Genomic DNA, 21,577 nt, shown 5'->3' on the forward strand with positions numbered 1-21,577 from the left:
CTTACCGGTGCGGGGCATGTGGCAAGGCCTCCACCGGTTAGGCCGGTGGCCAGCCAGCGCTTTAGACCTGGTTGAGAGGCCTTGACCTCTTCTTTTATAGTCATTGCGGTACTAGACTGTGATTTACCTTACCCATCGTGGGGGTAAATCCTCACCCAGCTCAAAGGAGAGCCATGACTGTCTATGCCGCACCTGGATCCAAGGATTCACTTCTTACTTTTAAGTCCCGCTACGATCACTTCATTGGGGGCCAGTGGGTAGCTCCAACCGGAGGAGACTACTTTGAGGACTACTCACCGGTCACCGGCAAACCCTTCACCGAGGTTGCCCGAGGAAGCGCTGCGGATATTGATAAAGCCGTCGATGCTGCCGAGAAAGCCTTTATGACCTGGGGCAAGAGCTCACCTACAGAGCGAGCCACCCTCCTGCTCAAGCTGGCGAGCATCATGGAGGATAATCTAGAGAAAATAGCTGTAGCCGAGACCTGGGAGAACGGCAAACCAGTCCGCGAAACCCTTGCCGCGGATATCCCCCTGGCCATCGACCAGCTACGCTACTTCGCCTCGGCAATCCGAACGCAGGAAGGCCGTATCTCCCAGCTGGACGAGGACACCGTTGCCTACCATTTTCATGAGCCCCTGGGAGTCGTAGGGCAAATTATCCCCTGGAACTTCCCCATCCTTATGGCTATTTGGAAGATCGCCCCGGCCCTGGCAACGGGTAACACTATCGTACTCAAGCCGGCCGAGCAGACACCTGCCTCCATCCTCTTTCTCGCGGACCTTTGGAAGGATGTATTACCGGCCGGTGTGCTCAACATTGTTAATGGTTTTGGGGCTGAAGCCGGCGCTGCGCTTTCTGGGCACAAGAGAATCCGCAAAATAGCCTTCACCGGCGAAACCACCACCGGCTCCATCATCATGAAAGCCGCCTCTGAGAACATCATTCCGGTCACCCTTGAGCTGGGTGGTAAGTCACCTAACATCTTCTTTGCCGATGTGGCTAGCCAAGAGGACTCTTTCTACAGCAAGGCCCTGGAGGGGTTTGCCTCCTTCGGCCTTAACCAGGGTGAGGTTTGCACCTGCCCTTCCCGTGCCCTAATTCAGAAGCCCATTTACGATAGCTTTGTGGAAGCTGGAATTGAGCGGGTCAAAGCTATGAAGCAGGGCAACCCCCTCGATACCGAGACTATGGTGGGTGCTCAGGCATCGCGGGAGCAGTGGGATAAGATTACCGGCTACCTGCAGCTGGGTAAAGAGGAAGGCGCGGAGGTCCTCGTCGGTGGCCAGGCCTGTGAACTGAGTGGCGATTTGGCCGGGGGCTGGTATATTCAGCCCACCGTCTTTGCTGGAAATAACGATATGAGGATTTTCCGTGAGGAAATTTTTGGTCCTGTGCTGGCAACCACCAGTTTCACCGATTTTGATGATGCTATTCGCATCGCCAATGACACCGACTACGGTCTGGGCGCAGGGGTTTGGAGCCGAGATCAGTTCACCGCCTACCGTGCTGGGCGTGCGATCCAGGCCGGTCGAGTCTGGGTCAATAACTATCACAACTACCCGGCGCACGCAGCCTTTGGCGGGTACAAGAAATCCGGTATTGGCCGGGAGAACCATCTGATGATGCTTGAACACTACCAGCAGACCAAAAACCTGCTGGTCTCCTACAGCCCTGAGCCGACAGGCCTCTTCTAGGCCCTGGGTGTTCTAGGCTCTGGGTGTTCCGGGCCCTGAGCCAGAGCCGAGCAAGAATAACCCCGCCCTTTCTCTCCTCACTCCGAGCTTATTCACCGGGGCTAGGAGAGAAATAGCGGGTTTTATGCACTTATCAAAGTCTCTTTCCTACAAGACACTAGACTGGTCATATGCAGACCTCCACCAGCACCGATGACAACGGCCAAGACTCGCCCCGCTTGATTCTGGCTTCAGCCTCCCCAGCTCGCAAAAAACTCCTTGAAGACGCCGGCCTAAACTTCACGGTCATGGTCAGTGACGTCGATGAGGACGCCGCCCTAGCGCAAGCACAAAACCAGGCTTACGCGCGGGGGCTGGGGGAGATTACTCCCGCCCAGACAGCCCAGTTACTGGCCAAGGCAAAAGCTCAGGCCGTTGCAGCGCTCCCCGAAACCGCCGGCGCCCTGGTTCTGGGGTGCGATTCCGTCTTCGAGCTTGACGGGCAGGCCTACGGCAAGCCCGGCACCGCTGAGCAAGCCCTCCAACGTATCACCGCAATGAGCGGGCGGAGCGGGCTATTGCATACGGGGCACTGGCTCATCGACAACCGCACAGGCACCCAGCAGAAACTGCCCGAAGCCAGCGAGCTCCGCACCGCAACCGTCCACTTTGACACGCTCAGCCCGGCAGAAGCTGAACGGTATGTAGCCACCGGAGAACCCATCTGGGTGGCAGGTTCCTTCACCATCGACGGCTTCGGCGCCGCCTTTATTCGTGGGATTGAGGGCGAATATCACACCGTCGTAGGACTCTCAATCCATGCCCTGCGTACAATGCTGGGCAGTCTAGGCGTTTCAATCACCGACATTTGGAAAAAATCGCGATAAATTTCAAGATGCGGCTTTTTCTGCTTGCCATCGTAAGCGAGCCTAAAAACCGCCTCACCCGCCAGCGCGCTGCACTAGGCGGGGTAAAACTACCGAGGAGCTGTACGTGACTGAAACCAAGACCCAGGATCAGCAATTTACCCCTGTTGCAGGCCGCCACACCGGCCCCGTCAGTAAGGTACTCATTGCCAACCGTGGTGAGATTGCTGTGCGCGTTATCCGCGCCGCTCAGGACGAGGGAATCGCCACCGTAGCGGTCTACGCTGACCCTGACCGCCAGGCCCAGCACGTCCAGCTTGCCGATGAATCCTATGCCCTGGGCGGTAACACCGCTACCGAGTCCTACCTGGTCATGGACAAACTCCTTGAGGTTGCCCGCCGCTCCGGTGCCGATGCGGTACACCCCGGCTACGGCTTCCTCTCAGAAAACGCCCAGTTCGCCCAGCAGGTCATTGACGCTGGGCTGACCTGGATTGGGCCCTCCCCTGAATCTATTAACCGTCTGGGCGATAAGGTAGCCGCCCGCCATATCGCGGAAAAGGTCGGCGCACCCCTGGTTCCCGGAACCAAGGACCCGGTCAAGAGCGCCGCTGAGGTCGAGGCTTTTGCCGATGAGTTCGGCCTGCCCGTTGCTATTAAGGCAGCTTTTGGTGGTGGCGGACGCGGTATTAAGGTCGCCCGCGAGCGCCAAGGCATTGGTGAGCTCTACGACTCGGCAGTGCGCGAAGCCCTTGCGGCCTTTGGGCGCGGTGAATGCTTTATCGAGCGTTTCTTGGATTCCCCGCGCCATGTGGAAACTCAGTGCCTGGCCGATGCGCACGGCAATGTTGTGGTGGTTTCCACCCGCGACTGTTCACTGCAGCGCCGTAACCAGAAGCTGGTTGAAGAGGCACCTGCTCCTTACCTGACCGATGATCAGAACAAGCGTCTCTACGATGCTTCTAAGGCAATTTTGCGGGAGGCTGGCTACCAGGGCGCGGGTACCTGCGAGTTCTTGGTGGGTACCGACGGTACAATTTCCTTCTTGGAGGTCAACACCCGTCTGCAGGTGGAGCACCCGGTTTCTGAGGAAGTCACCGGTATTGACCTGGTACGTGAGCAGTTCCGGATTGCGCGCGGCGAAGAAATTAGCCCGGTTGACCCCCAGGTGCGGGGCCACTCCTTCGAGTTCCGTATCAACGGTGAGGACGCTGGCCGGAGCTTCATGCCCTCCCCCGGCACTATTGACAGGCTGGTTGTGCCCCAGGGGCCTGGCGTGCGCTGGGATTCCGGGGTCATTGCCGGCGATACCGTCAGTGGCAACTTCGACTCTATGATTGCCAAGCTCATTGTGACCGGTGCTGACCGTGACCAGGCTCTTGCGCGCGCCCGCCGTGCGCTGGGTGAACTGGTGATTGAGGGTATGCCCACGGTCGCCAACTTTCACGCTGCCGTTCTTAATGACCCCGCTTTTGCTCCCGGTGAGGGCGGCACCTTTGCTGTGCATACCCGTTGGATTGAGACCGAATTCAAGAATAATCTGCCCGCCTACGATGGTGCTCTTACCCTGGCCGAGGCTGAGGAAGAGCGCCAGAAGATTACCGTTGAGGTCAACGGCAAGCGCATGGAAATTACCATGCCCTCCTTAGCCGGTACCGGTGCTAAGCCCGCCGCTGCGGCTAAGGCCCGTAAGTCCCGTTCGGCTCGTGGCGGCGCAAGCGGCCCGGCCAATAGCAATGAGCTGACCAGTCCCATGCAGGGCACTATCGTCAAGGTGGCGGTCAAGGACGGCACTAAGGTCGCTGAGGGTGATCTGATTGTGGTTCTTGAAGCCATGAAGATGGAACAGCCTATTACAGCACACAAGGCAGGTAAGGTAAGCGGTCTCAAGCTCAAAGCAGGCGATACCGTTTCTGCTGGGGCCCTTGTTGCAACCATCAAATAGGTAGCCTGCCCTAGGTTTATGCCGGGGCATGCCCGCTGCCTGATACCCGCCCAAGGGCTATCTGGTAGGTAGGGTATGCCCCTGTCTATTTGCCACCAGTGAATAGCGCTCTCAGAATATGAAACACAAGTTTCAGAATGAGAACCGGAGTCTTACATTAAAACCGTAGGCATACACCCATATACCCCGAGAGAAAACCATGTCCACCTCCACTAGGCCTCGTAGAGACTCCGCAGATATCACGGTGCCCCGCAGTCGCGTCATTCTGGCCTCGCTGATTGGTACCACCATTGAGTTCTATGACTTCTACATCTATGCCACCGCAGCTGTAGCTGTCTTCCCCGCACTCTTCTTCACCGGCAACGATGACACCGCCAAGCTACTAGCTTCTATGGCAACTTTTGGTGCCGCCTTTATTGCCCGTCCAATTGGCTCTGTCGTCTTCGGTCACTTCGGTGACAAGGTAGGCCGCAAGGCCACCCTGGTGGGCGCACTACTGACCATGGGTATCGCAACCTTCCTGATCGGTCTGCTCCCCACCTACTATCAGATTGGCCTGTGGGCCCCTACTCTGCTAACTATCCTGCGCTTCTGCCAGGGCCTGGGCCTGGGCGGTGAATGGTCAGGTGCGGCCCTGCTGGCCACCGAGTACGCCCAAGAAGGTAAGCGTGCACGCGCAGCTATGTGGCCCCAGCTTGGGGCACCGTTTGGCTTTATTCTGGCTAACGGTTTCATGCTACTTCTTACCCTGTCGATGGGTTTCACCTCCCTAGCGGCCGGTGACAGTCTGAACCACGACTTCCTGGTCTGGGGCTGGCGTATCCCCTTCATAGCTTCTATCATCATGGTGGCGGTTGGGCTCTACGTGCGTTTCAAACTGGAGGAAACCCCGATCTTTAAGCAGGCACTAGAGCAGGAACAGAAGGTTAAGACCCCTCTGGCTGAAGCTTTCCGTGTTGCCAGGTGGCCCATGATTCAGGGGACTTTCATTATGCTGGCTACCTACGTTCTCTTCTACCTGATGACTGCCTGGATCCTCTCCTTCGGTATCGGCAAGATTGAAGACGGCGGCCTGGGCATTGCCTATCGCACCTTCCTGGTTATCCAGATCATCACCATTCTCTTCTTTGCCGCAATGGTTCCTGTATCGGGCTGGCTGGCAGATAAGTATGGCCGTCGCTCCTCCCAGCTGGTGATTACCGCTTTCATCATGATCTTCGGTATGTCTTTCGGCTTCCTGATGGACCCTGCCAGTGTTGGTACCGGGTCCAACGCTAACATTGGGCGTATTATCCTCTTCATGGCCATCGGAATGACCCTGATGGGCCTGACCTTTGGTTCCATGTCGGCCTACCTGCCCGAGCTTTTCCCCACCAACGTTCGCTATACCGCTAGCGGTATCAGCTACAACGTGGCCTCCATCCTGGGGGCGGCGCTAACCCCCTACGCAGCGGTTTGGCTCAACGCCCACGGCGGCGTTGGCGCAGTGGGGCTTTACCTGGCCGGTGCAAGCTTGCTCACCCTAATCTTTATGGCTATTACCCATGAGACCAGGGACGTTAACCTAACTACCATGGAGCGAACCCAGTAGGTTCTATAAAAATCCAGCATCATAGGGCGCCGCCGGTCTTTCCCACACTGGAAGACCGGCGGCGCTTTTGGTATATCTATGGGTTTTTATTTGGTGTGAAGCTGACGGGCGGCTTCTGAGATAGAGCCGGTCAAGGAGGGGTAGACCGTGAAACACTCGGCAATATCATCGACGTGCAACTTCTTATCCACAGCCAAGGACAGCGGGAAGATGAGCTCCGAGGCTCGCGGACCAACCACAACACCACCGATCACGGTGCCCGAATGTTTGCGAGCAAAAATCTTGATGAAGCCATCCTCAACAGCCATCATCTTGGCACGCGGGTTAGTGGCCAACGGTAGCATGACCATATCGGCCTGGTACTTGCCCTGCTCGATTTCGCGCTGGCTGACGCCAACAGTGGCGATCTCGGGGGCGGTGAAGATATTAGCCGCTACCTGATGGGTTCGCAAGGGCTTAACGGTGTCCCCCATCATATGAGACACAGCTACTCGGCCCTGCATAGCCGCAACTGATGCCAGCGGGTAAACACCTGTGCAGTCACCTGCGGCGTAGATATTGGAGATATTGGTACGAGAGACGCGGTCCACGTTGATGTGCCCGGTCTCGTTGACCTCAACCCCTGCCTGAGCCAGGCCCAGGTTCTCTGTATTGGGGATCGAGCCCACGGCGATCAAAACGTGGGAGCCAGAGACCTTACGCCCGTCCCCCAGGGTTACGATAACGCCGTCACCCGCCTCGTTGTAGCAGGCGGCATCGGCCCGCGAACGCGGCATAACTCGGACGCCGCGGCGTTCAAAGACATTTTCAAGAACGGTTGCGGCGTCTTGGTCTTCGCCGGGAAGAACCTGGTCACGCGAGGAGATCAGTGTAACCGATGAACCCAGGCCCTTGTAGGCTGAAGCGAACTCAGCACCGGTGACACCAGAGCCAACAACGATTAGCTCTTCGGGGAGCTTTTCAAGCTGGTAAAGCTGGGTCCAGTTAAGGATTCGCTTACCATCTGGCTGGGCGGTGGGTAGCTCACGGGGGTGAGTTCCTACTGCAAGGAGGATAAAATCTGCTGCAAGCTCATAGACCAGGCCGGTCTTGTCGGTGACTTCAATGGTGTGCTTGTCAACGAGCTTACCCCTCCCATGGATAATCTTGACCCCACTACGTTCCAGGGTTCGTTTGATGTCCTGGGACTGCTGGTGGGCCAGAGCAAGTAGCCGCTCATTGACCTTTGCCAGGTCAACCGAGATAGGGGGCGGAGAGTCGTCCTCCCCCACCGAGATAGCTAGTTCTTGGGCCTTACCGAAGCGGTTGCGAGCATCTGCGCTTGCAATCAGTGTTTTGGATGGCACAACGTCGGTAAGAACGGCCGAACCGCCCATACCTTTGTCTTCAATCAGTGTTACATCGGCACCGTGGCTTGCGGCTACCAGGGCGGCCTCGTAGCCACCGGGGCCTCCACCAAGAATGACGAGTTTGTGTGATGCGTAGTCTGTTTTTAGAGTCACACCTTATATTGTGTCCTACATCGCAGGAACCCTCAACTTAAGAGGTGCAGGCGGTTGCGGTAGCCCGCTGAGTGTTCACTGCTTACCGGGTAAGGCTACTTCTTTTGTGCTCGCAGATATAGGTGGGTGGCGGGCGGGTTTGGTACCGTAGATAGGGTGTTGAATGATTCAAATATTTCCTCCGTATCCACCGCTGACCCCTCGCACCCGGCGCTTGTTCGCGCCCGCGAAGCAGCTGACTTTATTGCCGAGAAAACCGGTGTAGAAAAGCATGATCTGGCACTGACGCTCGGATCAGGCTGGGGTCAAGCCGCCTCCCTGATTGGTGAGGCAACCCACGTCCTCTCCGCCGATGAGGTTCCGGGCTTTCACAAGGCCGCCGTGGTTGGCCACCCCGGGACCATTACCTCAATTTTGACCCCCGGCGGTCAGCGTGCCCTGGTCATCGGTGCCCGCACCCACTACTACGAGGGGCGCGGTGTTGAAGCCGTGGTCCATGGTGTTCGTACCGCTGCTGCAACCGGTGCCCGGACCATGATTCTGACCAACGGCTGCGGTGGCCTCAATCCGGCCTACTCAGCCGGTGAGCCTGTGCTGATTGCCGATCACATCAACTTCACCTCAGCGTCTCCACTCACCGGTGCCCACTTTGTTGATTTGACCGACCTATACTCACCGCGTATCCGCGACCTGGCAAAAGGTATTGACCCCAGCCTGCAAGAAGGGGTCTACATGCAGTTCCCTGGCCCCCACTACGAGACTCCTTCCGAAGTTGGCATGGCCGGTGTCTTAGGTGCTGATCTGGTGGGTATGTCCACCGCTCTTGAAGCCATTGCCGCCCGCGCCGCAGGCCTTGAAGTCTTTGGTATCTCACTGGTTACCAATCTGGCCGCAGGTATCCAGGAGACCCCTCTGAGCCACGCTGAGGTTATTGAGGCTGGCCAGGCCGCTGGCCCCCGCATCTCGCGCCTGCTGGCAGATATTATTGCGGCCCTCTAAACCCGGGCTTATCCCATCACCGGCCCCGGCATACTTTCTGCCGGGGCTTGACACCTCTCACCTTGGAGAACACACATGACCCCAGATATTAACCAGCTTCTTGAGCAAGCCCGCGCCTGGGTAGCTCTTGACCCCGACGCGGAGACCAAAAGCCAGCTTGAGGGCATCATTGCGCAGGTAGAGGCCGGCAGCCAAGATGCTGCCGCTGACCTGGCAGACCGCTTTAGCGGGACTCTACAGTTCGGTACCGCTGGTCTACGTGCTGAGCTGGGGGCAGGTCCCATGCGTATGAACCGTGTGGTTGTTCAGCGGGCTGCCCAGGGGATAGCTAACTACGCGGTAGCACGAGCACGGGCGGAGGGCTGGGAGAAGATTTCGGCCGTCGTGGGCTTTGATGCCCGTAAGAACTCCGATATCTTTGCCACCGATACCGCCGCTATCTTCACCGCCGCAGGCATCGAGACCCACCTCATGCCCAGCGCCCTGCCCACCCCTGTTACAGCCTGGGCCACCCGCGAATACGGGGCAGAAATAGGGGTCATGGTCACAGCTTCCCACAACCCGCCCAACGATAACGGCTATAAGGTCTACCTCGGTGGGGCCGCCGTTGAACCCGGTGCGCGCGGTGCCCAAATTATTCCGCCCTATGACGGTGATATTGCCGCCTCCATCGCGGCGGTTGAAGCCCCTGTGCTGGCTGCTGAGGGCTGGAATGTACTCCCCGCAAGCCTTGCCACCGACTATATCAACAGGGTCACTCCCCTGGTGGAAACCAAAGAACGGGACCTCAAGATTGTTCTGACCCCCATGCACGGCGTGGGCGGCAAGACCGCTCTTGCTGTGCTGAACCAGGCCGGTTTTAAGAATGTCACTCTGGTCCCTGAGCAGGCTGACCCGGACCCTAACTTCTCGACCGTGGCCTTCCCCAACCCAGAAGAGCCCGGTGCCCTGGACCTAGCGATGGCCCTTGCCCAGCACATTGATGCCGACCTGATTATCGCTAACGACCCAGACGCTGACCGCGCCGCCTTTGCCATCAGGCAAGAGGGCACCTGGCGTATGCTCCGCGGGGACGAAACAGGCACTATTTTGGCCTCTCGTCTGCTGGCTCAGCTGACCGATCCGGCACAGGCAACCTTTGCTAACTCGATTGTCTCCTCCCGCCAGATGGGCGCCCTGGCCCGCGCCGCGGGAGTCAAGCACGTTGAAACCCTCACCGGCTTCAAGTGGATTGCCCGTGTTGAGGACCTAACCTTTGGCTACGAAGAAGCCCTGGGCTACTGCGTCGATCATGCCCAGGTCCGCGATAAGGACGGCATCTCTGCCGCCCTGGTCATGGCCGACTACGCCCAGGAACTCAAGGATGCTGCTTCTTCTTTCCCCGCCCTTCTCGATGAGATTGCCCGTGAACACGGTGTCTACGCTACCGACCAGCTTTCGGTGCGCGTTGATGATTTAGCCCTGATTCCGGCCATGATGAAGCGCCTGCGCACCGCACCTCCTCAGGACTTGGCAGGTTCGCCGGTGACTGTCAGTGATGACCTGACCCAGGGTAGCGAGGCTCTGCCCCCGACCGACGGCATGCGCTTCTATACCGAAGACTCATCGCGCGTCATTGTGCGCCCCTCTGGCACCGAGCCCAAGCTCAAGTGCTACCTTGAAGTCCTTGTGCCCGTTACCGAATCCGTAGCAGAGGCCCGTTCGATAGCCGCAGACCGGCTTGCCCGCATTACCGAAGATATGAAAATCGCGCTGGGCCTCTAAGCCCACGTTGCAAGGAGAAACCATGACTCTTGAACTTACCCAGGCCGAGCTGGCCGCCATGATTGACCACACCATTTTGGCTCCCAGCGCCTCCGAAGAGGACGTCCGCCGGCTCTGCTCCGAAGCCAAGCGCTACGGCTTCGCCAGCGTCTGCGCTAACCCAGTTTGGGCACCGGTCCTGGCTGAAGAGCTAGCCGGCTCTCAGTCCCTTCCCTGCGTTGTAGTGGGCTTCCCCTTCGGCGCTTCCGCCACCGTGGTTAAGGCTTTTGAGGCTAAAACCGCAGTTGAGGCAGGCGCCGCTGAGGTAGATATGGTCATCAACATTGCCGATGCCAAGGCCGGCAAGAAGGAGGCCCTGGTTGCAGATATTAAGGCTGTAGCCGATGCCGTCCACGCAGGTGGCGCCCAGCTTAAGGTCATCATTGAAACCTCTGAGCTCACCGATGAGCAGAAGGTTCTGGCTTGCCAGGCTTCTGTTGAGGCAGGTGCTGACTTTGTGAAGACCTCCACCGGCTACTCAGCGTCGGGTGCCACCCTTGAAGACATTGCCCTCATGCGCAAGACCGTTGGCCCCGACCTGGGTGTTAAGGCTTCTGGCGGTGTGCGCACCCGCCAAGATGCGCTGGCCATGATTGAGGCTGGCGCTACCCGTATCGGTGCTTCTCAGGGTATCGCTATCATTGAAGCGGGGCAGGAAACACCTGGGGCCTACTAAAAGCGCGGGGCCCCCGTAGGGGTGCAAACCTCTAGCTGAACACCTATACTATCTATAAAAGCACACACATCCCACTAAAGGATTTCTCATGGATAATGCCACTGAGCAGCAAGAAGCCGAGAAGCGGTCCAACGTTGAATCGTTGGGCCTGGAATCTGGTAATCGCAAGCGGAGCGGCGCCCCCCAGTACTCCGGCACCAAGGAGCTTGGCTCAAACATCGCCCTTTTTGTTCTCTGCTTTGTTATGCTCTTGGGTTGCCTTTATACCCTGGGCATGTACCCCGAGGGCGGCTGGGTCTGGTGGATGGTTGCCGTTATTCTCTACGGTGTAACCTTCATGGTTCCGCTTTGGATTCTTCCCTCTAAGACCAATGAGCGCGTGCACACCGGCGGTAGCGATCTCTTCCTTAAGTAAGTTCGGCTAGCACAAGGCAAGGCAAAGGGGGCTGGCCCACCGTCATGGTGGGCCAGCCCCTTTTTATTACAGCTGCCCCAGCTAGGGGTTAAGCCGTACCTGCCTCAAAGATGGCGTGGATAAACTGCTCAGTCCACTCCACGATGGCTTCATCTACCAGGTCTTTGCCACCAAGCCGGGCTGTCTTGGGGCGGGGAACAAGAATCTGCCAGTTCTCTGTACCGGGAATCTGCCGGTAGGTTGAGCCGGGGTACATACGCTCTAGGCGCATCTGGCGGGACTCTGGCAGGTCATTGACTGGGAAAAACCGTATCTTGGGTCCCATAGCGACGATTTCCTCCAGACCCACAGCCCGAGCACGGTGGCGTAGGGAGGCAACTTTAAAGAGATTCTCCACGGGGGCCGGGGGCTGGCCGTAACGGTCAATGAGTTCTTCCCGGGCTTCGCCCAGTTCCTCAGCGGTCTGAGCCTGAGCAATCTGACGGTAGGCAGAAAGACGCAGGCGTTCGGAGGAAACGTAGTCGTGGGGCATGTGAGCGTTGACGGGTAGGTCCACCTTGATGTCGGCGGGTGTTTCTTCTTTATCTCCGTGTTGGAAGGAGGCTACGGCCTCCCCCACCAGACGCAGGTAGAGGTCAAAGCCAACACCTGCAATATGCCCTGACTGTTCACCACCGAGCAGGTTACCAGCCCCGCGAATCTCAAGGTCTTTCATGGCAAGGCGCATACCCGCGCCCAGCTCGTTGTGGGTAGCAACAGCTTTAAGGCGCTCATGGGCGACCTCGCTCAGCATCTTCTCTACCGGGTAGAGGAAGTAGGCGTAGGCGCGTTCACGGCCACGGCCTACACGCCCGCGCAACTGGTGAAGCTGGGACAACCCGTAGTTCTGGGCTTGGTCCACAATCAGGGTATTGGCGTTGGAGATATCCAGGCCGGTCTCCACAATGGTAGTTGAGACGAGCACATCGAACTTCTTTTCCCAGAAGTCCACAATGATTTTTTCCAGCCGGGACTCGCTCATGCGCCCGTGCGCAACGGCAATACGGGCCTCGGGCACCAGTTTCTGAATCTCGTTGGCGGTTTCTTCGATAGTGGCGACCCGGTTATGAACCACAAAGACCTGGCCTTCGCGCATGAGCTCCCGGCGGATAGCGGCGGTTACCTGTTGATCGGTCTTGGGGCCAACAAAGGTGAGAACCGGGTGGCGTTCCTCAGGCGGGGTGGCCAGGGTGGAGGTCTCCCGGATACCGGTCAGTGACATCTCCAGGGTGCGAGGAATGGGGGTGGCGCTCATGGCTAGCACGTCCACGTTGGTACGCATGGTTTTGAGCTTTTCCTTATGCTCCACCCCGAAGCGCTGTTCCTCGTCAATAATGACCAGGCCCAGGTCCTTCCATTCGATGGACTCGGACAGAATCCGGTGGGTGCCCACCACAAGATCGACGGAGCCGTGCTTGATTCCCTCGATGGTTTCGGCAGATTCTTTAGCTTTTTGGAAGCGGGAGAGCACCTTGATAGAGACGGGGAAGCCGGAGAAGCGCTCGGTGAAAGTCTCGTAGTGTTGCTGGGCCAGCAAGGTGGTGGGGACCAGAACTGCCACCTGCTTGCCATCTTGAACGGCTTTGAAGGCGGCACGCACAGCGATTTCGGTCTTGCCGTAGCCCACATCCCCCGAGATCAGGCGGTCCATGGGGATTTCTTTCTCCATGTCGGCCTTGACCTCGTTGATAGCCGAGAGCTGGTCGGGTGTCTCGTTATAGGGGAAGGCTTCTTCCAGTTCACCCTGCCAGGGGGTGTCGGGCCCAAAGGCATGACCGCGCGAGGCCTGGCGGGCAGAATACAGTTTAATGAGATCAGCGGCGATTTCCTTGACCGCTTTGCGGGCCTTTGACTTAGTCTTGGCCCAGTCGGAACCGCCCATTTTAGAGAGTACCGGAGCGTCACCGCCCACATAGTTAGAGACCTGGTCCAGCTGGTCGCTGGGCACAAAGAGCCTATCCTTGGGGCCGCCCCGCTTAGAGGGGGCGTACTCCAGTACCAGGTACTCTTTCATGGGCTTGGGCTGGCCCGGGGTGACTGTGGCCCCGGCAATGGGGCGCTGAATCAGCTCCACGAACTGACCGATACCGTGTTGTTCATGCACTACGTAGTCCCCCGCACTCAAAGACATGGGATCTACCGCGTTCTTTCGGCGGCGCACCGGTAGCTTGCCACTGCGCAAATCGCGGGTAGCGTAGGGGCTGGTACGGCCCAGGATATCCGCCTCGGTGAGCAGACCGAGCCGCTCGGTGTCCATCATGAAGCCGCGCCCCATGCTAGCGGTTGTCATCTCGATCATGCCGGGCTCGGGTGGATTGGTCAGGTCTTGGACCCGTGATGCCGGAATCTCAGCCTGCTGGAAGAGGTCGAGTAAGCGGGCTAGCGGGCCGGGGCCGTCCGTCACGACGGTGATCCGCCAGCCGGCCTTAATCTTCTTACCGACCTCGGTGAGCAGTTCGTTGACGTTGCCCGCGTAGGTGTGCGGGGCACGTGCAGCAAGCTGAACGGAGTCAATGCCGTCATCGACCGCATCATCTACACCCAGTGCAGTCATGGCCCACCAGCCAAAGCCTCGGGCAAGGGCTTCATCACGGATTGAGGCAACGGTCCTGAATCCACCTTGGCTCAGCTCCTGGGGGCTGCGGTCAGTCAGGTCAATAGGAGCCTGGGAGGTTTCGGTAGCTGAGTCCCAGGCAGCAAGGAGGAACTCTTCGTTGGTTGCTACCAGGTCGTGGGCTCGCGAGCGCACCCGCTCAGGTTCGAAGACAAGGGGCAGGGAGCCAGCAGGCAGGTGATCGAGCAGGGTCACCATGTCGTCAACCAGTAAGGGGATGAGGGACTCCATACCCTCTACGTAAATACCGCCTGCAATTTTTTCAAGCATGGCGGCTGCCCCCGGGAAACTGGCTTTGAGACGGGCTGCTTTGCTCATGACCGCCGGGGTTATAAGCAGTTCACGGCAGGGTGGTGCCACAAGTTCTTGGGGGTGCTCCTGTCCGGGAAGGGTTCGTTGGTCAGCTATCGAGAAGTAACGGATGCTCTCCACTTCATCGCCGAAGAATTCGACGCGTACGGGATGGGCGGCAGTAGGGGAAAAGATGTCGATGATTCCGCCTCGAACAGCGAACTCTCCTCGCTTAGAGACTAAGTCAACCCGTGAATAGGCGGCGTTTGCCAGGGTTTTGATGAGCTCATCGAAGTCTTGTTCTTGGCCTAGCTTGAGATAAACCGGGCGCATCTTTTCAAGACCAGCAACCAGCGGCTGGAGGACCGAGCGAATGGGTGCCACCACGATACGGGGGGCCTGAGGGCCTCCTTGATGGAGCGCACGCAAAACGGAGAGCCTTTGTCCTACGGTATCGCTTCGGGGTGAGAGCCGTTCATGGGGCAGGGTTTCCCATGCAGGAAAGAGCTGGACTGCCCCGGGCTCTACCAGAGCGCCAAGAGCTGTTGCGGTGTCTTCAGCTTCTCGATCGGTGGCTGTAATTGCGAGCAGGACAGGCTGAGTAGCTTCTGGTGCGGAGGCACTCAGTTGGTCAGCCAAACCCGCTAGCACAAAGGGGCGGGCTCCATCGGGAGCACCGATGATGAACTCATCAACACGTGATGATGGGCTTGCAAAAGCCTGATTGCTAATAGCCCGATAACTCGGTTCCTGGCTCAGGGCGGCGGTGATACCACGCAATGACATGTTCGCTCCATCGATCAGACCTCTAGTGCAGCCCCCATTATCCCATAGGCGGCCCCCTGCCAAGGTAGGGTGATGTAGGCCATTGAAGGGGTCTTAGCCGGCAGTAACTCTTGCCCCCATATTTGGGGGATTTTATCCCCAGCATTGACATACTTTAGATACATTCCCTGGTGAGGAATTTATTGCCTTGTCCCCACAAGTTACTACCAAGTAACCTGATTTTTTACAGGGGTTATACCGGTAAAATTGAAGTGTCTAGCTCACCTCCGGTTTCCTATAAATCTTCTCGCACATGTCCCGGGGGCGCTAGCTTATTTCGCACCATCTTAAGGGACTACATGAACACATTAGGGACCTCTCTATCCTTTTTCCCCGCTATATCTCCCTTTCGGACTATAGCCCTCACCGCGTCATTAGCAGCCAGTTTGGGATTGACGGCCTGCGGGTCAATGACCACCCCTGAAACTTCAGGCAGCAGTTCAGCTACGGTATCTGCTACCAAGGCCTCAGGAAATGCTACAAGCGCGCCCGGGAGCGCTTCTGCTTTGGCACAGCCATCTGCTAGCTCAAATAGCTCGGAAGAGGCTCTGCCCGAAAATAACCAGGCAGCAAGTGCTTTAGCCCAGGCCACTGAAGCGAAGTCGGATGCAGACGAGGTAAAGAAAACCGAAGAGCTCTACAACCAGGTTGAGGAGGCTCTCTCCAAGGTTCCGCCCCTTGATGTGTCAGGAGCAGAAGAGCTCTCTCCCGAGGGTTCAACCGCACAGGACGACAAGGCCCTGGCCGAGCCTAGCTCCTATGTCTCTCCTGAAACCATGTCGCAGCTAGAAGCCATGACCACCGGTAGCGCCCTCGACCAGTACATTGCCACTGCCACCGAATACGCAATGAGTGGCTGGCATGTAGAAGGTAGCTCCAAGGTCATCGGTACACCCAAAATTGCCGACGGCGAATATCAGGGCCAGAAAGCAAAGATTCTCGAAGTCTGCCTTGATTCATCCCAAGTCAAAGTATTTGACTCCTCCGGAAACCTCATGAACTCGGCCCAGGCCACACGTTCCCTGAACATCTTTACCCTGATCGAAGACAAAGGGACTTGGAAAATAGCCTCCCAAGATTTCCCCAATAACGCAGATTGCTAACAGACATGAAAAAACCATCACTCATCACCAAGATCTCAGTAGGAGCTCTTGCCTTAGGCCTAGGTGTCTCCCTACTCCCCGGAGCAACAGCCACCAATGATTTTGCCCCTAACGGTCTGTCTTCGGAAACCGCCGCTGCCTCCTGCTGGGAGGTCAAACAAAACGACCCCGCTGCAAAGTCAGGAACCTACTGGCTCTATACCCCCTCCATGGACGCCCCAGAAAAGTTTTACTGTGATCAGGAAACAGACGGCGGCGGCTGGGTTCTCATCGGCCGAGGGCGAGAAGGCTGGGCTGAGGACTACTATGGTCGCGGCGATGCCTCTGAGCTCTATACTCAGCCTGAAGGCTCAACTGCCTTCACCCCCGTCCAGCTCTCATCAGAAAAAGTGGATCAACTTCTCAATGGACAAAGAGTTGATTCTTTACAGGATGGAATCCGCTTCCGTCGCGCAGCAGACATGAATGGGCGTAGCTGGCAGAATACCTACGCCAAACGCTCACAGACAGAAAAGTGGAGTTGGGCCCTACGCGCCACAGCCAACTGGTCAGACATTCGTTTTGAGAATCCCCCCTTCACCAGTTCTAACTACAGCACACCTGCCTCCCTAGGTAGCGTAGGCAGTTGGGGTTCTTTCAACACTCTTGATTTCACCACCTCTAAAACCTATGGGTGGAAGAATGGTTTTGCCTACAAGGCCGGTGTGTGGGGTAGCTCATCAGCCACCTCCTACCTCTGGTCACCGAGCTACGGCACCCCGCCCATAGCCTTCACCCAGGTCTTTATCCGCCCCCGAATTACTCAGAACACGGCGGGTTTTAAGGCCATCGGTGATAGCGGATTACCCGCTGAGACCAACCGTCAACTGCCCAACAGCTACACGGCTTCTATGCGTTGGCGAACCTCCGAAGACTCAGGCACCGGTGTTGTCTCTGAGCTCAACACCCGAGTCCAGGCCATTGCTCAGGTCGGCAACACTGTCTTCACCGGAGGGGACTTCAAGAATGTTGTCAGCGCCAACGGCGAAACCGTTAACCAGGCTTTCATTGCGGGCTACGACGTCAACACAGCCGAATTAGTCCGCACCTTCACCCCCACCTTTAATGGGCAAATCAAGTCTTTGGCGGCCCTGCCCAATAACCTGCTGGCCGTAGGTGGCGAGTTCAGCCGAGTCAACGGAAAACCAGCCAACGGGTTTGTCATTTTAGACCCGGTTACAGGTCAAACAGATACCTCCCTAGACTGGGATATTGAAAATAGGCTGGCCTCTGGAGTTCCCGTAGTCAAAACCATTGAAGTTCACGGCGATTATGTTTACATCGGTGGTGCTTTCACTCACGTCAAGGGTGCCAACCGCCTCAGCTACGCATACTCTCGTAACGCCGCCAGGTTCTCCTTGAGCGACGGGACAGTTGATATTAGCTGGCGCCCTGCCACTAACGGCACCGTTAACGGCATCTCAGCCAGCGATGACGGGGTAGCCCTTGCTGGCTACTTCACCACAGTCAGCGGCCAGCCCTCTCGAAAGCTGGCCTACCTAAAAACCACCGAGGGCACTCTGGCTAAAAGCTGGAATTGGGCCTTATCCCACCGGGCCGATAGGCCCTACCCCAGCGACGGCTTCCAGTTTGATGTTCAGGACACGGGGGACTCCATCTGGGCCGGTGGTGCTGAGCACCTCATTGCCCAATACGATAAGTCCGATCTTTCTCGACGCTCATCCTCTATCACTAAAAAGGGTGGAGACTTCCAAGATCTGAGCTTTGACCCGCAGGCTAACGTTATCTACGGTTCCTGTCACTGTGGTGACTGGATTTATCAGGGAGGCCAGCAGTACAGCAGCCCTTGGGAGACCTCTTCTAATATCCACCGAATCCGGCTAATCGCCGCCTTTGACGCCCAGTCTGGTCACCTGCTACCAGAGTTCGCACCCGATCTTGCCGGGGCAAGAGGGTATGGCGTTTGGGCCTCCTTCCTCGATTCCACCGGTGTCCTATGGGTGGGTGGGGATATCACCCGTTCCCGAGGCGCAAACGGTACCCAAGCAACGGTGGGCTTTGCTCGCTTCACTCCCCAGGATGTTACTGCAGCTGCTGCACCTAGCAACCTGCAGGTCACCTCAGACGGAACTAATGACCAACTCACCTGGGACAGCAACACTGCCGGCCGCACCGATTACCAGGTACTGCGCAACGATCGCGTGATTGCTACAGTCACTCAGGGTACCTCCTACTCGGTTGCTCACACAGATGATGCGCGCTACTTTGTACGCTCAGTCGATAACGTAGGCAACTACTCTGAGACAACCCCTGTTGCCCTGGCAGAAGTCAAGGCCCCACCAGCGGAGCCCACTACCCCACCCGCTGAGGAGTCCCCGGTGACTCCCCCAGACCAGCCCCAACCCACCAAGGCCCCGGTAAGCCCACCTGTGGAACCAGGACCAGGCGAGGACCCGCTTACCCCACCGGATCAGCCGGAGCCCGGGCAGGACCCTGATCAGCCCGCCGATGGGGCTGACCCAGTGGCTCCCCCCATTGGGGAGGACACTCCCGCTGACCCAGAACAACCCGATGTTGAAGATAATCCGGCTCCAGCTGACCCGGTGGAACCGGTTGGGCCGGAGAAACCAGCCGACCAAAAAATCATTGCCTCTGGAGATGACTGGCGGGTAGCTTTTCACCTCTTCAGTGACTTTGACCGTAGCTGGCGCGATACCAATTACAGGTACAACACCGCCTGGCAGTGGTACACGGCACCAACTTCAATCGGTTGGGGTGAAGGTAGCCTGAAGACCCAGCTGACCTTCAACTTCTTCACCCAGCCCTCGTCCTTCTTCTTGCGTAAGGAGTTCACCTTGAACCCCGCCCCCAACCAGGAGCTGGTCCTGACTACCTACGCTGATGATGGCATCGCTATCTATGTCAATGGCAAGGAAGTGGCCCGTCAGAACCTCCCTGCCAATGCCTACCCCAGGACGGCTGCTCTTGCACGAGTTTCTTATGCTGATGCAAAAGCTAACCCGCTTACTATCACCATTCCGTCTAAGGATCTCAAAGATGGTAAGAACGTCATCGCGGTTGAGGTTCATTCCCACCGTCGTGGCGAACCTACCACCTTCGATATGGATGCAACTCTGGTAACACGCTAGAGGCTGCTCGGGCAAAGAATAGAAAATCCTGCTCCCCAAAGGTTTCCCTTTGATGAGCAGGATTTTCTACCTTCCTATACAGCCCGGTAAAAGATTAGGCTCTGGGTCTTTTTGCCTACATGTTTAGCGGCGGCTTATGAAGACAGGGGATCCTTTCGTCCACCGTTTAGCTGACAAATGATAGGGACAAGTCCTTATAAATATGGGGCTTGTCCCAAGAAGGTCGGCTACTGTTTGAACCTACTCTGACCTAAAATTGAGGGATATACCCCCACCCTTGAGCGGCATCTACCTTTCCCTACACCTGAGGGGTAAAGCAATGATAGGCCGACTCAGGGGCTAACAAGCGGTCCGCACACCGCACTTATCTGCTCGCACTTTACTAGGGACTTCCAGGGCATGGCTATGACCTCTTCTTCCTCTGGCGCCAAAGGCCGGTTCAGGGAAACACTTTCACATTTGAATGCAGCGCAGAAGCCCGGGGTGGGCGTACCTGCTTACACCCGCTGGGTTAATCGTCGGGTCGCACGCATCTTTGCAGCCGCTGCCGTTAAGTGTGGTATTACCCCAAACGGCGTCACCGCTATCAGCGCCATCACCTCGCTGCTAGCCATGCTTCTCTTGCTGACTGCCCAGCCCGCTTTGGCTGTGGGCGCGCTTGCAGCTTTCCTCTTTGCCCTGGGCTACGCGCTCGACTCCGCTGATGGCCAGGTTGCCCGCGTGACAGGCAAATCCTCCCCCGCCGGGGAATGGCTAGATCACGTCGTTGATGCTATGCGCACCCCCGCCATGCACCTGACCATCCTGATCGGCTTCATCCAGTACCCCGGCAGCTGGCCTGTGACAGGCTGGCAGCTCTGGTGGCTACCCCTGGCTTTTTCGGTTCTGATGACCGGCCACTTCATGAGCCAGATTCTGGCAGAACAGCTCCGTAAAAAGCACGCTAGGCAGGAGCCACCCTCGGGGGGAAGTCTTCGCTCTTTCATCAATCTACATATGGATTCCGGTACTTTCTGCTGGGTCTTTATTCTCTGGGGAACGGGCTGGGGCTTCCTCATTGCCTACGGCCTCCTCTTCCTCTCCAACGCAGCAACGGTTCTTCTCTCCATGCGCCGTAAGTTCCTTTCACTCAGTACACCTCAAGGAGCATAGGTCCCATGTCCGACGTTAAAATTTCAGCACTTATTGCAACCGCAGGGGCACGCCCCCAGCTGTTGCGACAGACCGTTCAATCCATGTTTGACCAGGACTACACAGGTCACATCGAGGTTATCGTTGTGTTTGACTACGTTGATATCGATGATCTATCCGATATGACGGTACCGCCCAACCGCTCTCTTAAGACCATTGTTAACTCACATTCGAAGGGTCTTGCCGGCGGACGGAACACCGGTGTGGTTGAGGCCAGCGGTGAATGTGTTGGCTTCTGCGACGATGATGATTATTGGTACCCCACCCGTATCTCTGAACAGATCAAACTCTGGAAAGAGCACCCGGAGGCTATCGCCATTTCATCTGGCATCGTCATTCGTTCTGAAGGTAAGGAGATCGAACGTCTTGCTCCTGCTCTTGCAAGATTCGACGACTTCCTGCGCTCTCGCATCACCGAGATTAATCCCTGCACCACGCTCTTTAAGCGTGATGACCTAGTTCCTGGAGGGCGTATTGGGCTGGTTGATGAAGAGCTCCCCGCCGCCTATGGTGAAGACTACGATCTGCTCCTGCGGGCAACCCGTTGCGGTGATATTTACTCAATTCAGAAGCCCGGCGCGCTCATACTCTGGGATCGCCCCTCCTTCTTTGCGGGGCGCTGGCAGTCAATGGTCGATGGTCTTACCTATATTCTCCAGAAGTACCCCGAGTTTGAGCGTCAGCCCAAAGGCACCGCGAGAATCGCCGGTCAGATCGCTTTTGCACATGCTGCCCTGGGCAACCGCAAACCCGCGCAGGCATACGCAAGATCGGCACTGCGTCGCGACCCCCTACAGGTTCGGGCCTGGGCCGCACGCTGCATTGTAGCGGGACTCATCAAGCCCGAGTTTCTACTGAACCTGGTGAATAAAACAGGTAGAGGGCTCTAGGT

Annotated in this window: 14 protein-coding genes; 12 read left to right on the forward strand and 2 right to left on the reverse strand. The window is 57.4% G+C overall.

The window, feature by feature from the left end:
• Positions 1-173: 173 nt before the first annotated feature.
• The 4 genes from ACN082_RS05390 (at position 174) to ACN082_RS05405 (ending at position 6,078) form a co-directional block, all read left to right on the forward strand.
• A complete protein-coding gene (locus tag ACN082_RS05390; protein ID WP_419099828.1) occupies positions 174-1,697 on the forward strand; it encodes an aldehyde dehydrogenase family protein in 1,524 nt (507 codons plus the stop codon).
• A 170-nt stretch (positions 1,698-1,867) separates the two neighbouring features.
• On the forward strand, positions 1,868-2,563 hold the full coding sequence (locus ACN082_RS05395; RefSeq protein WP_419099829.1) for a Maf family protein: 696 nt from the start codon (positions 1,868-1,870) through the stop codon (positions 2,561-2,563).
• Positions 2,564-2,669: 106 nt separating this feature from the next.
• The gene (locus ACN082_RS05400; protein ID WP_419099830.1) at positions 2,670-4,487 is read left to right on the forward strand and encodes an acetyl/propionyl/methylcrotonyl-CoA carboxylase subunit alpha; all 1,818 of its coding nucleotides are present in this window, start codon (positions 2,670-2,672) and stop codon (positions 4,485-4,487) included.
• 199 nt (positions 4,488-4,686) lie between these two features.
• Positions 4,687-6,078 (forward strand): MFS transporter, encoded by a 1,392-nt coding sequence (locus ACN082_RS05405; RefSeq protein ID WP_419099831.1) that lies wholly within the window; start codon positions 4,687-4,689, stop codon positions 6,076-6,078.
• 86 nt (positions 6,079-6,164) lie between these two features.
• Here ACN082_RS05405 and ACN082_RS05410 read toward each other — a convergent pair whose 3' ends face one another.
• Entirely contained in the window at positions 6,165-7,580 is a 1,416-nt protein-coding gene (locus ACN082_RS05410) for an NAD(P)H-quinone dehydrogenase (protein ID WP_419099832.1), read from the reverse strand.
• Between the two features lie 174 nt (positions 7,581-7,754).
• Between ACN082_RS05410 and ACN082_RS05415 the strand changes: the two genes are divergently transcribed.
• The 4 genes from ACN082_RS05415 (at position 7,755) to ACN082_RS05430 (ending at position 11,473) form a co-directional block, all read left to right on the forward strand.
• Entirely contained in the window at positions 7,755-8,579 is an 825-nt protein-coding gene (locus tag ACN082_RS05415) for a purine-nucleoside phosphorylase (protein ID WP_419099996.1), read from the forward strand.
• 75 nt (positions 8,580-8,654) lie between these two features.
• Complete coding sequence (locus ACN082_RS05420; protein ID WP_419099833.1) at positions 8,655-10,343, forward strand: phospho-sugar mutase; 1,689 nt, start codon at positions 8,655-8,657, stop codon at positions 10,341-10,343.
• Between the two features lie 22 nt (positions 10,344-10,365).
• Positions 10,366-11,058 carry a deoxyribose-phosphate aldolase gene (gene deoC / locus ACN082_RS05425; protein ID WP_419099834.1) on the forward strand — a complete coding sequence of 231 codons (693 nt, stop codon included), beginning with the start codon at positions 10,366-10,368 and terminating at the stop codon, positions 11,056-11,058.
• An 88-nt stretch (positions 11,059-11,146) separates the two neighbouring features.
• Entirely contained in the window at positions 11,147-11,473 is a 327-nt protein-coding gene (locus tag ACN082_RS05430; RefSeq protein WP_419099835.1) for a hypothetical protein, read from the forward strand.
• An 88-nt stretch (positions 11,474-11,561) separates the two neighbouring features.
• Here ACN082_RS05430 and mfd read toward each other — a convergent pair whose 3' ends face one another.
• Positions 11,562-15,203, reverse strand: a complete 3,642-nt coding sequence (gene mfd, locus ACN082_RS05435; protein WP_419099836.1) for a transcription-repair coupling factor — start codon at positions 15,201-15,203, stop codon at positions 11,562-11,564.
• A 545-nt stretch (positions 15,204-15,748) separates the two neighbouring features.
• Between mfd and ACN082_RS05440 the strand changes: the two genes are divergently transcribed.
• The 4 genes from ACN082_RS05440 (at position 15,749) to ACN082_RS05455 (ending at position 21,575) form a co-directional block, all read left to right on the forward strand.
• On the forward strand, positions 15,749-16,345 hold the full coding sequence (locus ACN082_RS05440; RefSeq protein WP_419099837.1) for a hypothetical protein: 597 nt from the start codon (positions 15,749-15,751) through the stop codon (positions 16,343-16,345).
• A gap of 5 nt (positions 16,346-16,350) precedes the next feature.
• A complete protein-coding gene (locus ACN082_RS05445) occupies positions 16,351-19,494 on the forward strand; it encodes a fibrinogen-like YCDxxxxGGGW domain-containing protein (RefSeq protein WP_419099838.1) in 3,144 nt (1,047 codons plus the stop codon).
• Between the two features lie 405 nt (positions 19,495-19,899).
• Complete coding sequence (locus tag ACN082_RS05450; RefSeq protein ID WP_419099839.1) at positions 19,900-20,646, forward strand: CDP-alcohol phosphatidyltransferase family protein; 747 nt, start codon at positions 19,900-19,902, stop codon at positions 20,644-20,646.
• Between the two features lie 5 nt (positions 20,647-20,651).
• The gene (locus ACN082_RS05455) at positions 20,652-21,575 is read left to right on the forward strand and encodes a glycosyltransferase family 2 protein (protein ID WP_419099840.1); all 924 of its coding nucleotides are present in this window, start codon (positions 20,652-20,654) and stop codon (positions 21,573-21,575) included.
• Positions 21,576-21,577: the final 2 nt, after the last annotated feature.

Origin of the sequence: Rothia sp. CCM 9417 (assembly GCF_048513575.1) — a bacterium.
Taxonomy (GTDB): Bacteria; Actinomycetota; Actinomycetes; order Actinomycetales; family Micrococcaceae; genus Rothia.

What these genes read in the sequence shown, in the direction of transcription:
- ACN082_RS05390 (WP_419099828.1), top strand. Translation starts at nt 174, where the DNA reads ATGACTGTCTATGCCGCACCTGGATCCAAGGATTCACTTCTTACTTTT.
- ACN082_RS05395 (WP_419099829.1), top strand. Translation starts at nt 1,868, where the DNA reads ATGCAGACCTCCACCAGCACCGATGACAACGGCCAAGACTCGCCCCGC.
- ACN082_RS05405 (WP_419099831.1), top strand. Translation starts at nt 4,687, where the DNA reads ATGTCCACCTCCACTAGGCCTCGTAGAGACTCCGCAGATATCACGGTG.
- ACN082_RS05420 (WP_419099833.1), top strand. Translation starts at nt 8,655, where the DNA reads ATGACCCCAGATATTAACCAGCTTCTTGAGCAAGCCCGCGCCTGGGTA.
- deoC (WP_419099834.1), top strand. Translation starts at nt 10,366, where the DNA reads ATGACTCTTGAACTTACCCAGGCCGAGCTGGCCGCCATGATTGACCAC.
- ACN082_RS05430 (WP_419099835.1), top strand. Translation starts at nt 11,147, where the DNA reads ATGGATAATGCCACTGAGCAGCAAGAAGCCGAGAAGCGGTCCAACGTT.
- mfd (WP_419099836.1), bottom strand. Translation starts at nt 15,203, where the DNA reads ATGTCATTGCGTGGTATCACCGCCGCCCTGAGCCAGGAACCGAGTTAT.
- ACN082_RS05445 (WP_419099838.1), top strand. Translation starts at nt 16,351, where the DNA reads ATGAAAAAACCATCACTCATCACCAAGATCTCAGTAGGAGCTCTTGCC.
- ACN082_RS05450 (WP_419099839.1), top strand. Translation starts at nt 19,900, where the DNA reads ATGACCTCTTCTTCCTCTGGCGCCAAAGGCCGGTTCAGGGAAACACTT.
- ACN082_RS05455 (WP_419099840.1), top strand. Translation starts at nt 20,652, where the DNA reads ATGTCCGACGTTAAAATTTCAGCACTTATTGCAACCGCAGGGGCACGC.